General features: G+C 57.9%; 20 protein-coding genes and 2 pseudogenes. 9 read left to right on the plus strand and 13 right to left on the minus strand.

Features of this window, described 5'->3' with window-relative positions; genetic code table 11:
* Nucleotides 1–304 precede the first annotated feature (304 nt).
* The 3 genes from H0241_RS31775 to H0241_RS31785 all read right to left on the minus strand — a co-directional run bounded on the left by H0241_RS31775 (nt 305) and on the right by H0241_RS31785 (nt 2,230).
* Nucleotides 305–520 (minus strand): hypothetical protein, encoded by a 216-nt coding sequence (locus H0241_RS31775; RefSeq protein ID WP_181061705.1) that lies wholly within the window; start codon nt 518–520, stop codon nt 305–307.
* A gap of 634 nt (nt 521–1,154) precedes the next feature.
* On the minus strand, nt 1,155–1,376 hold the full coding sequence (locus H0241_RS31780) for a DUF768 domain-containing protein (RefSeq protein ID WP_181061706.1): 222 nt from the start codon (nt 1,374–1,376) through the stop codon (nt 1,155–1,157).
* Nucleotides 1,373–2,230 (minus strand): ATP-dependent DNA ligase, encoded by an 858-nt coding sequence (locus H0241_RS31785; RefSeq protein WP_181061707.1) that lies wholly within the window; start codon nt 2,228–2,230, stop codon nt 1,373–1,375. The genes H0241_RS31780 and H0241_RS31785 overlap by 4 nt, the downstream gene beginning before the upstream one ends.
* A gap of 115 nt (nt 2,231–2,345) precedes the next feature.
* Here H0241_RS31785 and H0241_RS31790 point away from each other — a divergent pair, with 115 nt between their 5' ends.
* Both H0241_RS31790 and H0241_RS31795 read left to right on the plus strand, forming a co-directional pair.
* Nucleotides 2,346–2,534 (plus strand): DUF3606 domain-containing protein, encoded by a 189-nt coding sequence (locus tag H0241_RS31790; protein WP_181061708.1) that lies wholly within the window; start codon nt 2,346–2,348, stop codon nt 2,532–2,534.
* A 76-nt stretch (nt 2,535–2,610) separates the two neighbouring features.
* A complete protein-coding gene (locus H0241_RS31795) occupies nt 2,611–2,838 on the plus strand; it encodes a KTSC domain-containing protein (RefSeq protein WP_181061709.1) in 228 nt (75 codons plus the stop codon).
* 874 nt (nt 2,839–3,712) lie between these two features.
* On the opposite strand, the pseudogene H0241_RS35960 reads toward H0241_RS31795, so the two are convergent.
* A pseudogene (locus tag H0241_RS35960) lies at nt 3,713–4,036 on the minus strand (low affinity iron permease family protein).
* A gap of 208 nt (nt 4,037–4,244) precedes the next feature.
* Nucleotides 4,245–4,523, minus strand: a complete 279-nt coding sequence (locus tag H0241_RS31800) for a hypothetical protein (RefSeq protein WP_181061710.1) — start codon at nt 4,521–4,523, stop codon at nt 4,245–4,247.
* Between the two features lie 207 nt (nt 4,524–4,730).
* Between H0241_RS31800 and H0241_RS31805 the strand changes: the two genes are divergently transcribed.
* Nucleotides 4,731–5,030: a DUF1236 domain-containing protein gene (locus tag H0241_RS31805; protein WP_181061711.1), complete on the plus strand. Its 300-nt coding sequence runs from the start codon at nt 4,731–4,733 to the stop codon at nt 5,028–5,030.
* Nucleotides 5,031–5,144: 114 nt separating this feature from the next.
* On the opposite strand, the gene H0241_RS31810 is transcribed toward H0241_RS31805, so the two are convergent.
* Both H0241_RS31810 and H0241_RS31815 read right to left on the minus strand, forming a co-directional pair.
* Nucleotides 5,145–5,336, minus strand: a complete 192-nt coding sequence (locus H0241_RS31810) for a hypothetical protein (protein ID WP_235984588.1) — start codon at nt 5,334–5,336, stop codon at nt 5,145–5,147.
* Nucleotides 5,337–5,842: 506 nt separating this feature from the next.
* Nucleotides 5,843–6,106: a hypothetical protein gene (locus H0241_RS31815; RefSeq protein ID WP_235984589.1), complete on the minus strand. Its 264-nt coding sequence runs from the start codon at nt 6,104–6,106 to the stop codon at nt 5,843–5,845.
* Between the two features lie 149 nt (nt 6,107–6,255).
* Between H0241_RS31815 and H0241_RS31820 the strand changes: the two genes are divergently transcribed.
* From H0241_RS31820 to H0241_RS31830, 3 genes are read left to right on the plus strand one after another with little or no spacing between them, the layout of a single operon-like run.
* Nucleotides 6,256–6,534 carry a hypothetical protein gene (locus tag H0241_RS31820; RefSeq protein WP_181061713.1) on the plus strand — a complete coding sequence of 93 codons (279 nt, stop codon included), beginning with the start codon at nt 6,256–6,258 and terminating at the stop codon, nt 6,532–6,534.
* The gene (locus tag H0241_RS31825) at nt 6,534–6,914 is read left to right on the plus strand and encodes a hypothetical protein (protein ID WP_181061714.1); all 381 of its coding nucleotides are present in this window, start codon (nt 6,534–6,536) and stop codon (nt 6,912–6,914) included. Before H0241_RS31820 ends, H0241_RS31825 begins: the two co-directional genes overlap by 1 nt.
* A gap of 10 nt (nt 6,915–6,924) precedes the next feature.
* Nucleotides 6,925–7,617: an SOS response-associated peptidase gene (locus tag H0241_RS31830; RefSeq protein WP_181061715.1), complete on the plus strand. Its 693-nt coding sequence runs from the start codon at nt 6,925–6,927 to the stop codon at nt 7,615–7,617.
* A gap of 181 nt (nt 7,618–7,798) precedes the next feature.
* Here the strand turns inward: H0241_RS31830 and H0241_RS31835 are convergent, their stop codons facing one another.
* Complete coding sequence (locus H0241_RS31835) at nt 7,799–8,035, minus strand: DUF768 domain-containing protein (RefSeq protein WP_181061716.1); 237 nt, start codon at nt 8,033–8,035, stop codon at nt 7,799–7,801.
* 845 nt (nt 8,036–8,880) lie between these two features.
* Between H0241_RS31835 and H0241_RS31840 the strand changes: the two genes are divergently transcribed.
* Both H0241_RS31840 and H0241_RS31845 read left to right on the plus strand, forming a co-directional pair.
* The gene (locus H0241_RS31840) at nt 8,881–9,186 is read left to right on the plus strand and encodes a hypothetical protein (RefSeq protein WP_181061717.1); all 306 of its coding nucleotides are present in this window, start codon (nt 8,881–8,883) and stop codon (nt 9,184–9,186) included.
* Between the two features lie 330 nt (nt 9,187–9,516).
* Nucleotides 9,517–9,705, plus strand: a complete 189-nt coding sequence (locus tag H0241_RS31845) for a DUF3606 domain-containing protein (protein WP_181061718.1) — start codon at nt 9,517–9,519, stop codon at nt 9,703–9,705.
* An 8-nt stretch (nt 9,706–9,713) separates the two neighbouring features.
* On the opposite strand, the gene H0241_RS35460 is transcribed toward H0241_RS31845, so the two are convergent.
* From H0241_RS35460 to H0241_RS31870, 5 genes and pseudogenes are all read right to left on the minus strand, one after another.
* The gene (locus tag H0241_RS35460; RefSeq protein ID WP_210285149.1) at nt 9,714–9,860 is read right to left on the minus strand and encodes a hypothetical protein; all 147 of its coding nucleotides are present in this window, start codon (nt 9,858–9,860) and stop codon (nt 9,714–9,716) included.
* A 258-nt stretch (nt 9,861–10,118) separates the two neighbouring features.
* Entirely contained in the window at nt 10,119–10,340 is a 222-nt protein-coding gene (locus H0241_RS31855; protein WP_181061720.1) for a hypothetical protein, read from the minus strand.
* 20 nt (nt 10,341–10,360) lie between these two features.
* Nucleotides 10,361–10,576: pseudogene (locus tag H0241_RS31860) on the minus strand (SOS response-associated peptidase family protein); the annotation flags it as partial.
* Between the two features lie 498 nt (nt 10,577–11,074).
* Complete coding sequence (locus tag H0241_RS31865) at nt 11,075–11,347, minus strand: DUF6894 family protein (protein WP_181061721.1); 273 nt, start codon at nt 11,345–11,347, stop codon at nt 11,075–11,077.
* Between the two features lie 16 nt (nt 11,348–11,363).
* Nucleotides 11,364–12,116 (minus strand): Crp/Fnr family transcriptional regulator, encoded by a 753-nt coding sequence (locus H0241_RS31870; RefSeq protein ID WP_181061722.1) that lies wholly within the window; start codon nt 12,114–12,116, stop codon nt 11,364–11,366.
* Between the two features lie 895 nt (nt 12,117–13,011).
* On the opposite strand from H0241_RS31870, the gene H0241_RS31875 reads away from it, so the two are divergent.
* Nucleotides 13,012–13,164: helix-turn-helix domain-containing protein (locus H0241_RS31875; protein ID WP_181061723.1), on the plus strand; the 153-nt coding region annotated here is incomplete at its 3' end.

Consider the following 13,164-nt stretch of genomic DNA (forward strand, 5'->3'; position numbering starts at 1 on the left):
CGCACATAAGCCGGAGCTAACGGTTAGGTTCCGGCGCCCCATTGTCGTCGACTGCAGTCTGAAGAAACTCGCCGAGGGTTTGCTGAAAACCGCGCGTCACGGAACGGGCCGACGGCGGAGGCGTGGATAGCATCAACCAACACGGCGGCCGCACGATCAACTTCATCTGCCAAGTGATCAACCCAATCCATGCGCTTCACGACACGACGTGGAGTATCTCCAACCGGGCGGCATGGTAAAGCACGCTCCGCTTATGACCGTTCGTGTCAAGTGGTTCGAACAGCATTGTCAAGGCGGCAAATCCTCATTTGGAGCTCTCTTCGCGCGGACAGATGAGACTGTGGCGCTGCCTGGCCTCCGTCACGCGTTTTTGAGCTGCCAGGATTCTGCAGCACAGGGAGAGGTTGACCGCGGCGCCATTTTCCCTGTCCATTTCTTCCCTTGCGCGTGTGAGCGAATTCTCGGCGCGTTTGACGCGCAGCCTGGCACTGTCAAGTTCGAAATCAAGAATCTCAACCATGTTCCGCTCCCTCTACGGTTGCGGTCCCTTCGACTAATAAATCACGGCTGTTCAGTTTGGTTCCGGCCAAAAAGATTGGTTGCCACAGGCGCAACCTATGGCCTTTCCGAGGGCGCTTATCGCAAATGGCGCCGCAGGGGTAATGAGAGCTCTACAGGTGCGACTCATGGAGCCTGTAATCGCAAGGCTCGTTCCGAACCGGGCCTCGATAACGCACAGGCGGGGCGGGGCCGATCAGATCGCGCATTGGCGGCTGCTGCTCCGCAGGGCGCGTGTCCACGCCGACCGCCTTTCTGCTCAGCCACGCCGGCAGGAGTTCCTGGATGACCAATTTGAGGTAATGGACCATGAAAGGGCAACGCATGTTGCCATCAGCAGGTTCCGTCACTAGCAGACTGCGCCCGTTCCGGTTTCCGAGCCAGTGCTGCGACAAGCACCGATTACAAGTCTCCGCAGTCGGGATTTCAATATCAAATGCTTGTACGAATCGGACGAAACAGCATCTCCTTCGGTTCCACAAAAACCCGCCGCCCATTCACGGCAGCGGCGGGTCGATCTAGCCTTTTGAGCCAGACCTGCGGCAAGCGAAAGTGAGGGACTGCGCCTGCCGTAAGCACAAACCTTTGTCGATCACTTACGTTCCGGAGTGACCTTCTTCGCGCAACTCCTGCATGAGGACTTGGAACATCGCGCCGATCTCTTCATCGATCTCTTGGCCCGGAATGCCTTGGGTTTGCGCTGCCCGTTTTGCGTCCACAGCCATATCGATCACCATCAGCACAGGGTCGCTGATCGGAGCGTCCTGCAGATGATCCGATATCCAATGATAGAGAAAATCGCTTCCCCGCTTGCTCATTCTTCCCGAAAATCCTGCAGCGAGGCGTGGCGCAGATCTTCTTCGCCGCGCAAGTACTTCACACGGCCTACCAAACCGGGCTTCACCCACTGCGTCGCCGGCCGCTTCATGCCCTTCGGTGCCGGCCCGGCGTGCTCTTGGACGCGCTTCCGCAAACGGTCTCGGATTGCGCCGCGTGAGTTGATGAAGGCCGAGCCGACATACTGCCCGGTTGCCCGATCGGCCATCAGGGCGAAGGCCGGCTTGCCCGGCTCACGCTCGACGCCGAGCAGATCGTATTCGTTGATCTCATAGCTCTTGATCTTCAGCCAAGCTGTCGAGCGGCCGCTGCGATATTTGCTGTCGCGGCGCTTCGAGACCATTCCCTCGAGTCCTCCCTTGTCGACTAGGTGATAGATCGCCTTGGCGTCACCGGGAAGCGCTTGACTGAACTGGATGCGGATGTTGGGCGGGATCATGCTCTCAAGGATTTCACGCCGTTCCTCAAGCGCCATATCGCGCAAGTCGTGGCCGTTGAGGTGCAGAAGATCAAATGCGACGAAGTAGAGGTCGTGCTGCCGCCGTGTGATCGCCTTCCGCAACTCAGAAAAGTCGGAAAGGCCGGCTTGGTTTAGCACGATGATCTCGCCGTCAATGATTGCCTTCTCAGCGCCGAGCTTCGCGCTCGCCGCGACGATGTCGCGGTATTTGGCCGTCCAGTCCAGTCCCCGCCGGGTGTAGATGCGCGTCCCGTACTGGTCGATGATCATCTGGAAACGGTAGCCGTCGAACTTCACCTCATGAATCCAGGCGTCGCCCTCCGGAGGCTTGTCCACAAGGGTCGGCAGCAAAGGCGCGACGAACTTCAAACGCATGAACACACCCACCACCCGCGATACAATAAGCTTAAGCTAAAATAATTCCCGGAAATCGGGACCGAGGGAAACAAAGCGGCGCGTCTCGCGTTGCGGGTCACGGAGGTACATCATCGTGCCGGACGAAAAGAGCAAAACGGATAACCGGGATCGCGGTCGGGTCGCTGGAGACGAAGAGTATGAGGTCGGCTACCTCGCCAGCAAATTCCAACTCACCATTCCTGAGGTTCGGGAACTGATCAGGAAGTATGGCAACGACCGCGACACGCTGGAGCGTGAGGCAAAGGCTCTCGGAAACAGGTAACGGAAGGCCAACATGTACTAGGAGATCGTATGCTGAAGTATCATGTTGAGGAAATGGACGGCGATAGCGACCTACCATGCCGTCGACCTCGATAAGCAAGTTCGACTATGACCCAGACACCAGGGTTCTCTCGGTCTGGTTTGTAGCCAGCGGGAAGCACTACGAGTTCTTGGACGTCCCGCTTGAGGCCTTTGCCGCGTTTCAAACTGCATTTGCTAAGGGCCGATATTTCAACAACCACATCCGCAACCACTACGCATTCCGGCTCGCGCAAGGGATGCCAGGAAACTCATCGAGCGATTGACATAAGTGGCCCTCGGCCCCCAAGGGGGGAAAGCCCGACCGTTGCCCTCTCGACAACGAGAGGCATCCACACAAAGCCTGCGGCGCGAGCCAGCGGCTTGCGATGAAAACGGCTCTCAGAGCTTAGCGGCCGATACCAGGGCAACAACTGCAGATAGCCTGCCTTTCTTGACGAGACTTGGCCTCTCATATTGTTTTTCACGGAAAATCCCCTGATTTGCGTTGGCTCGGCCGCACATGCCAGCGCAGGGATCAAGTGGACGGTGCCCCCTTGCTTACGGCGTCAAGCTCCCGTGACGCATCGCTGCAAAACGGCCCTGCCGGCCATAGGCGAAAACCATTGTAACTTTGGTGGGCCCGCACCACTGGGGGGCGATGCGGGCCCGGCCAAGGGTTGCCTTTCCTCGACCAGCAGCGGGGGGCCGCTGCCGCACCTGAAACCAGCTGCAGAATATCAGGTTCCGCTTATGTACAAAAAAGCCCGCCGGCGCGAGCAAGCAGGCAATTTGGTCTGGAGTAGCCGGAATCAACCGGCGCGAAGTCAACGAACGTTGAAGATGTCGGTTGCAACTTCGCTCACGCCGCTCCAGAGAGAGGCGAGTTGTTGCCTGCGAGCGGCGCGGTACTAAAACATCGCCGCACAATGGCGGACTTGATGCGCTCACTATCCGCATCGCTCCGAGGGCTGTCTTGAGAGCGAGACCAGCTCGTCTGTCACATCGGCCATGTAATTGGCGATGATCCGGTGCGATTGCCTCACGCGCTTCCGGTGATTGGCCTGCAAGCCGAAGCTGCTTCGAACTCGCGCCCCAACAGATCCAGTTCGGCTGGCTTTAATATACCGGCCTCCGTCGCCCTCCGCCGGATCGGCATGGCTACCCGCCCTCGTCTTCCAGCGTCCGAAGCTTTTCCCTCCTCGAGCTCGGCATGCTCCAAGCTCCGAGCCGACAACGTCATTTCTGGTTTCCGCCAGCGAGACAATGATCTCGTCAAGTTTGGCAGGGATAGCGGCGGTGTCGCGACAGCCTTGGATCAACACCACCCCGGTGATGACGATGGCCGCAACCGGACAGCGCGTAAGTGACTACATGTCAGGCCGAATGGGACCAGCGCAGTGTAGAGCAGCATGGCTATGAGCAGGAAATAAAAACCCGGAGGGCGGGATAGAAAGTCCCCACCACAAAGAGGAAGCGATTCATATCCAGCCCGACGTGATTCATATCCAGCCCGACGTCAAGTAGACGACCAGTGCCGTGATGGCGACGGAAATAGGCACGGCCGCCAGCCAACTCGCCTCCAGGAACCAGGTCTCCTTGTCACCAAGCATGGACATTCTTCTCTTATTCGCCCGGACATAACCAAACCCGCCGCCCTGCTTGGAGCGGCGGGCATTCGCATTACGTAGGATCAGCCGCCATTAGCAGGGGCTGGGGCTGGGGCTGGTGCAGCCGGGGCTGGAGCAGGCGCAGCCGGAGCTGGCGCAGGTTCCGCAGGCTTCGCCGGGAATGCCGGACTTTCCGCCTTTGGAGCTTCGACCTTGACGTTGATATCCTTGCCGCCGTCGCCGTGGATATCGATGGCGCCGGTAAATATCAGCAAGACAACGATTGTAATAAGCCCAAGAACAACAGCAATCGCAGTGCCGCCGCCTCCACCAGAATTAACAACAGTTGGGCCGTCAGCCATGATATCCTCTCCTATTTAGTTTCTTAGATTTGTACAACGTTCGCAGTTACATAGTGTTCCACCCAGGGGTCTAGGGTCTACGCGAGATAGGCCTTTAGTCTGACGCACTTCGGACTGAAGCCCCATAACAGGAACAATCTGCCGCTAATCAAGTTCGAACTTCTGGCGAGCAGGCGTGCTGCCGCCAGGTTCAACGAGGAGAAAATCATGAGAATGCACCTCACAAGCGTCGCCGCGGCGGCATTGCTGTTGGCAGGCGTTGGCGCAGTCGCAGCGCAGGATGTCATCATCACTCCTGAGCAGGATACGGTCGTCCGTGAATACGTGAAAAAGCAGCCGCTCGCCTCGGTGAAGATTCCCGGCGTCGAACTCAATGTCGGGACGGCTTTACCCGATACGGTGGAACTTCACGAGGTCCCGAACGTCAAGTATCGGTATGTTGTGGTCGACAACCGCACCGTCCTGGTCGACCCGGGCACCCGTAAAATTATCAAGGTCTACGACTGATTGAATGGCTGTGGCTCGCCGCCGGTTGCGGCGGCGGGCCGCGGATTTCAAATCTCGACTTGTAGTTAGTGCCTACTGCAATAATTTCGAAAAGCTGACAACGCTCACGATGGCTCAGCCCGTGCTAAGGCGACCGCCTTCGCGATGGTCCATAGCTTCCGCGATAACCTCGAATACGCTGGGCACCTCCTCAGCTATTTCGCTCATGCGGATGCCTTCCTTGTCCGCAGCCTTCATCGCCTGGTCGGCCAGAACACTGATAGCAACAGGGTCATCTGTCATCGCGTTCGGCAGGTGTTCCGCCATCCATTTGTCGAGAAAGTTGATGCCCCGAGTGCTCATAAGGCTTTAAGCGCGGCGGTAGGTTTAGGTTCCAGCGCTATCGGCACAATGGGTGTCTGGAGAGGGAGGTTCGACCTCATCCGTCACGCCCGCCATGTAGTTTGCGATGATCCGAGACGGAGGGCGTCGCGGGCTTCCTCGGGTTGACCGTCGAGTTTGAGTTGCTCGAATGCGCGCCCCAGAAGATCAAGTTCGAATGGCTGACAAACTCCGACTTCAGCAGCCGTTCGTCGAATTGGCATGATCTTCCTCCCCGGGAATCTTGCGAATCCCAACTCTTCTTCGCCCTCCGATAAACGTGACGTCTGCCGAATTGGCGGCGAACACGAACGTTCGCGCAACTTTTTTGGGTTGATGAGTTTGAGTTTGCTGCGTCCCATCATATTTCACCAACCGGAGTTGCGCGTTGATTCGACATCCGGCCGTCAGTTCGTTTTGCGGCCTTGATGATGCTCAGGTGCAGCGCCATTTCAGCCTGTGATTGATTGCGGCGAACCTCTCGACCCAGCCATGTCATGCCAGACGATCTTTCCGTCGATCTTCATCGGCTTATGGATCATAAGGCGCTTCGGCAGGTGGTCGGGATGAACCTCAAGAAGCGTGATTTTGATCTGCGGTTTGCAGCGGTTGCAGTCGAACTTCAGCTTCTGGGGGTCGACACCTCCACCATAGACCATCATGAGATGGGCCGACCGGCAGTAGCGGACATTGCCACAACTGTATTCGGCTTTCACATAGCATGTTGTGCCGGGTCGCCTTGCCCAGCGAGTCGATCGGATCGTGCGCCATAAACCTAAATGAGGAACATATTCCTGTCGGGTCAAGGGTCTCTTGACTCTTCTGTTCTCATTTTGTTCACTGTTGGCAAATTGGAGACACAGCCATGAAACCGACTATCGCCACCGAATCCGAACAGCCTGAGCTTTACGCCCTAGTAAAGCTTGAACGTCCAGCGATTAACAGTGCGGTCGACAAGATGGCCAAGCAAATGCGTGGCCTGTCCGATGTTAGTCAGAAAGTTGCCATTGCCCAGCTTACCGCAACCTGGGCTTTGGCGAACTATCCCGAAGACCCCGATATTGCGTTGTCTCTGACGGAGGCCATACGCCATCAGACTGACATCTATTTCCGGGAAGTCACAGAGGCCGGCGCTCGTCATTGATGGTCACGCGCAGCCGAAGCATTCCGGCGCCATCGGTCGTCGACGAGAAATGGCCGCACCAAGTCGCGCTGCCCGACGACATCTGCACCGACCGGAACCTGACGGTGATCATGAAGTTTTGCCAGGACGCCGATATCAAGCTGCAGATCCGGCACGTTCAGGCGATCTGGCCGAGCGGGAAGTATGAGAACTGGCGGCTCCACTGCTTCGTCGACGCCGCAGACGCCCAGGCCTTCCTTAATCACTTCAGCGGCTTGAGGTTCGATCCGAAACGCGATCGAGAGAAGGGCAAGGTGCATGGCATTTGGCGCCGCACCGGAAGCTATGAGCGGATACTTGATCTCGGCCCGCTGAGTGTGCCCGAGATCCTGCGCAATTGAGGTCTGGGCAATGTGTGGACGCTATACCCGATATCTGTCGTGGTCGGAGATCCATCGGCTCTACCGGCTGACTGCGCCGGCTGAGGTCGGCCGCAACGACGCGCCGCGATACAACATCGCGCCCACCGACGAAGTCCCATTCATCACCGCCAGTGACGACGGAAACCATAAGCTTCGGACCGGTCGCTGGTGGCTGGTGCCGTTCTGGGCGAAGGAAATGCCCAAGGCGGCAATGTTCAATGCCCGGATCGAGGGCATCGACACGGCGCCGGCGTTTCGAGATGCCTTCAAGTCGAAGCGCTGCCTGATCCCGGCCGATGGCTTCTATGAGTGGAAGATATCGCCTGCGGACGGCAAGAAAGACCCTTGGCACATCTTCCAGCCAGGCCACGCGCCCTTCTCGTTCGCTGGCCTGTGGGCCTACAATTCGAATCTTGAGATCACCAGCTGCACGATCATTACCGAGCCGTCCGCGGCGCCAGTCAACCAAATCCACGACCGCCAGCCGCTCATCCTCGGCCCGGCCTTCTACGACGCCTGGTTGGATCCCAAGACGCCTGCTGGCGACCTGAAGGACATTCTCAGCCATGACATCGATGGGCAGTTGCAGTTCTACAGGGTCGGTCGGGAGGTCAATGCGGCGGCCGTCAACAAGCAGCCAAATGACCATGCGGGGCTGATCGAACCAATCAAACTTTTATGAGCGACGAACCATCACGCCTCGCCGAAGGTATGACAGCGCCGCCGCGCGACTGGCGACGGATCGAGAACCATTCGTGCGAGCACGCCGGATGCAGAAGGGATGCGGGCTTTGGATTTGCGCGGCCACGCCAGCCCTCGCACTGGTTCTGTTTAGAGCACCGTGCCGAGGGCGAGCGCTATCTTTAGGCAGGACCGGCCTCCTCCGGTATGCTGCCGTCCCAGTGAAGCGTCGCTTCGAAAATGAGCTCGAAAACGCTGTCGACCTCTTCGTTGATTTCGTCGGCCTTGATGCCCTCACGTTCAGCAGCCTTCAACATTTCGTCCGACAGGTCGCTGACCGCGACCGGATCATCGGTCATAACGTTCGGCAGGTGTTCCGACATCCATCGGTCAAGGAAGTTGATTCCGCGTGTGATCATTGAAGGAACCAAAAGACGAGAAGAGCGAAGCACGCAAAGAGCAGCACCGCTGCGGTTACCAACACCCCTTTGCTGGCCTCCCGCTGCGGCTGAGGGTTAGGGACGAGTTTCGTACGGTTCGGCTGTTCGTTCATCTGGGGTAAATTTGCTGCCGCAAATTAGGTTCCGCTAATCCCTGACTGCCCTCAATGGGGGTCCGGCCAAAGCTCGACAAGGGTCGGCTTCAAAGGCGGGACGAACTTCAAACGCATGGACACCGGACTCACAAAGCCGCGAGTCAATCAGCACGCACCAAAATAGTCCCGGAACATTTTAGACGAATTAAATGTTTCACCAGGTTGAAAGGTGCTGGGCTCTACAGGAGCCCAAAACCGACCCAGGAAGCGGAATCATAGCTGCCGCCATCGTCGTGCTAGCGCAAGAGCATGGGGAGAAGAATCATGTCCCAAGAACGTGACACGCGTATGTGGCAGCAGGCCGGCAAACTTGCGGAATCTGGCGACTATGAAGGGCGGAAAGCCATCGAACGGAGCTTCAAAGCAGAGGATTCCCACCCGCCAAGCTGCTACTCGATAACGATCGGAAGCGCGATAAATGCAAGATCGCACAGGCGCAACGCGCACATGCCAACCGGACAACGAACTGAGGTGGCCCGCTGCCGGAGGGAAAAGGGGCAGCGGGCCGCCCCATGAACACAGGATAGCCGGAAGGGCCTCCGGCTGCCGAAATAACACAATCGCTGGCCACTCAGTTCCCCCCAGGCGATTGCTTTGTTAAATTCGTACATTCGTTGGCATATTAGCAACATCTTGCCTACCGCACTGCCCGCTCCAGACTGATGGACAATGGCTAGGGGTAGTTTCAAAGGTGGCGACGAGGTTGCCATCACCGCGACCGTGCGGCGGCGCGTGACGGAGGATCGCATTGGCGTCTCGATCCCGTCATACGGGCATCCGCACTCGATCGTCGACAGAACGTCGAAGGTGACGCGCGGCCAGCCGATCGAACTCATCGGTGATGTCACCTACGTCGACGAGGGCAAGGTGACGGTTAACCTCGGCGTGCCGGTGACAGTGAAGGCCGAGGTCGTCCGGCTGGTGAGCGCTTATGTCCCGCCAAACCCCCGCTCGTGGAAAGGCCGACATGACTAAGCATCCGGAGCACGAGCCGCTGGACAAGCGCCTTCTATTCCGCTTGGCCGGCAGCCATGGGGCATCAGGACGTTGTCTTGCGCGGACGAGCGGCAATTTTGCTGCGATGGCGGCCTGCAAGTCGGTGGATCTGAAGATCCAGGCCGATGAGACCTTGAGATGGTACCAGTCATCTGAAAACGTGCAGCGTGGTTTCTGCTCCCGCTGCGGCGGCAATCTGTCCGCGAATGAGCCCGTTGATATTAACCACCCTTTTCCCCGCGCTGGTTTCCTCGCTGAAACAAAGAGGTCGGCCGTGCGTTGCGGATCTACAAGCCAGGAGGATCCGATATGGCAGACGACAAAAGCAAACGCGACTTCCGGGATCGCAAGCGGCTCTCTGCGGATGACGACCATGAGGTGAAATTTTTCGCCCTGCAGAACAACATTACGCCAAAGCAGGTGCGCGAACTAATCCGCCTGCACGGCAACAATAGGACGACCTTAACCAAGGCCGCGCAGGCATTGCCAGGAACATGACGAAGCTTTCAGATCTTGGCCCGCCGATCATCGGCAAGCGCCACGGCGCCGAGCCGGCAGACGAGCGAGACCATTTCTACAACTGCCCGAACTGCGGACAGTTGGTCGATCAGCGCGACGCTCGGCAGGTGTTTTACCACGAAGTCCCTGGCCATAAGCCACTTGAGCCGGAGGCCGTGGCGAAGGTTATCGAATTTCCCCGCCGGAAATGAAAAGCCCGCCGGCCGAAGCCAGCGGGGAAGTCCTCATGGACGAAGGAAAACGAATGGGGACATCAGCTAAATTTCGTTGCCGCGACAAGGTTCCAGGCAGGCGACGATTTTTTGGGAAGAGAGGCCCGCGCCACTTATCGAAAGGAGGCGCGGGCCCGAGCGCCGCGTGATGGAGGATAAGCGTGTGCCAGCGTAACCCAATTAACCTAATGATATCGGCCGGCGCTGGCCGTCGGCGTCAACGCGCACGATCACGTCGTCTTCGACAAACATGTCGTCTTGCAGCTGGGTCTCAACGCGATGCGTCGTGTATTTTTGTCCCCGCTTATCAACAAGGACGCGCAGCTCGTAGACGCCATCTTCTTTCATATAACTCTCCAGGCCATCGAGCCATGCCAGCATGGTCTCGTCGACTAGAGCCATCGTGGAGTCCTCCCGTTGGGTTACACGTCAAACAGATCGCTTGGCCCGATGCCGATCTCGTCGATGATGTCGGGCGTGTTGTTGCGCGGGCTGCCGACCTTGCTGTCGATGGGCAACATCTTCATCAGATGGGACGGGAATGGCTTCATCGGGTCGCGAGGATCGGGCTCCGTGCCCAGCCAGCGCATGTAGTCCTCCGGCGCCAGAATGACCGGCATACGATCATGGATGGTCGCCTTGGATTAGCACCTGGATTAGCACCGTTCGCGCTGTCCGTGCCCCCGAGAATGGGCGGGAGCTTTGCGAAGTCTCAAGCGCCGACGCCCACAACTGCCAGCCAGCGACGATAGGAATTATATGACCGCTGAAACCGTCCTCTCAATAATAAAAGACGGTACGTTTTTTACCAAGGTTCGTCGCTCAGCAAGACAGCGGTAACTTGCCCCAAGCGGGTCCCGTATACCGCAGTGGCCGGCGCGGATTTCACTGTTGTCTCACCGGGCAATATCACGCCGGCCATTTTGAAACGGTCGGGGAGGTGCAGTGTCAAAGGCGCAAAGGGTGCTAGACCCGAACTCAGAAGGTCAACCATATCCAATGGGATTCTTCGCTGAAAAGCATGGACTCTCGTTGAAGGCGGCTGAAGTTATCCTCTATTCCAATGGAGCCTCGCAAATTGCGTGCGACGCCGCAGCGCGGGCCTTCCTCGCGGCGCTTGCGTTGCGTGGGCGACACTAGACGTGTGAATCCGGCGAGCTGCTGCCGTGGGAACGGTGCTCTGCTTCGACCTCAAAGTTTATCGAGACCTGTAAGACAACGCCGCCGCCGTCATCACGTACCTTGATCATCAGCCTATGACGATCGCCATTCGGCAGGCTGTCCCGGATCATTTCAACAAGGGCGCGGATGGCCTCTTCTTTGACACGATCGAAGGTTTCACAATCGGTGCCCTGATCATCAGGGTAGACCGTGCCGTTGTCGTCGACATCAAAATAATACAGAGCCATTTGCCCAAACTCGCCCCTACGGTGATGGTTCCCGTTGAGGCACAATCTGCGGCTGAATCTCGATTTCGCCAACGAGCCGCCTGTATTCCGCTTCCGGTTCCCCATAGCTACCGTTTGCGAGATTGATAAGACCTTTTCGGTCGCGAATGACCACTTCACCGCGCCGGGCCTGTATGAGCCCGCGCCCCTCAATCATCTGCAAGGCGACCGTGACGCCGGGGCGCCTCACGCCAAGCATCACTGACAGGTATTCATGGGTAATGACAATGCGATTGCCAACAACGCGGTCGTCACACATCAGCAGCCATCGAGCCAGGCGTTCCTCGATTTTGCATCGCGCGTTGATCAAAGCGGTATAGGTGGCTTGTATATGAAAGGCGTGGACGTAGCGCATGAGAAACGACCGAAGGGTCTCGCTCGTATCTAAAGCCGCTTTGAACTGCGAAGCGTCGATCACCAGCGCCTCGCTCGCCATCTGAATAAAGCAATCATGCGAGGCTCGGTCATCGCCCATGACAAGAGCCGAGCCGGTCATCCCCTCGAAACCGATGACGCCGACTTCTGCTTCGGCTCCCCTGATCTTCTTTGCCACAACCGAGGCAAGGCCGCTGCAAGGGAAATAAACACACTCGATCTCATGTCCGGCAGTTTCGAGCGGCGTGCGTAGTTCGAGGACGGTGTGACGCAGATACGGCTTGAAAAGATCCAGATCACCGGGATCGATACGTCGCAGAAGCGCGTTTTTGTAGGTATCAAGATGCAGATCCATAGCGCTCTCTCCTAAACGGGCGAGAGCACGCATTCCCTCGGTCGTCGGCGCCCAAGACAATTTGCAGACGATGCAGCTGAATAGCGGCAGCAGCAGAGTCTGTCCGCCTCAGTACGAAAACGACAATTACGTGCTCAGTTAAGCAGGCGAGCTTCCCGCGATATTGAGGATCGTGGCCGCCGGTTCGCGCTGACGATTTCGGGTTTAAGGCCGTGGCGACATTGTTCTGTCATCGCGTTTGCTCTCGCTTCAGGGCAAGAGTGCGATCGTCGCTCCCAAGCGTCAGCGCCCATTCCTGTTTAGCTGACGACACCGCTACTGTACGCTTTCGGTCGGACAGTAGCGAGTCAAATCCTTGGACTGGCATCCTTCCGGAAATCCGGCGCCGATGGGTGCCGCAAGTCCTGCTCACCGCACAAGTGCTTCACCCGACTCACGGTTCCCGGCCTCACCGATTGCGACGGCGGCCGCTTCGGCAGCGCTTTTGCGACCGCTCTCGGAATAGGTCGAGATCGCGCTGCTTGTCAGCCTCACGGGCCAGCCTGTAAACCTCAGGCAAGGGTTGCCAGTCAGCCGGCTTAAGCTTCATGCACCAGTTCTCATGGCGATCCCCGGTGCCAGATCCCGACGACTTCCGACCCGTCGAACCAGGTTGAGACGTTGAGCATTGGGAAGTGCAGTACGCGCGCCGCCCACCAACCTTTTCGATGTCGTGATCACCAGGGTCCTTGCCCACGGTTCCAGCCCTTCCCGGGCCGCACCGCCGCGCGTACCGCGCCTCGTCGTTGGGAATGCGGCGGATATTGCATAAGGCGCGGCTTATAGGCAAGGCTAGCCTCCGATCATCGCAGAATAGTCGAGGGAACATTTTAGCCATATCGAATGTTCGAATCGTATGGACAGCCGAAACCTAATCTCTGGAGATCAATCAAGAGCAGCACGCGCCCTACTGAACTGGTCGCGAGTGCGCCTTGCCGCAAAGGCCAATCTTAGCGAAATGACGATCAGCGATTTTGAGAACGGCTATAGGGAACCGCGTCCCCACAAC

It is taken from the genome of Mesorhizobium neociceri (assembly GCF_013520985.1).
Taxonomy (GTDB): domain Bacteria; phylum Pseudomonadota; class Alphaproteobacteria; order Rhizobiales; family Rhizobiaceae; genus Mesorhizobium; species Mesorhizobium neociceri.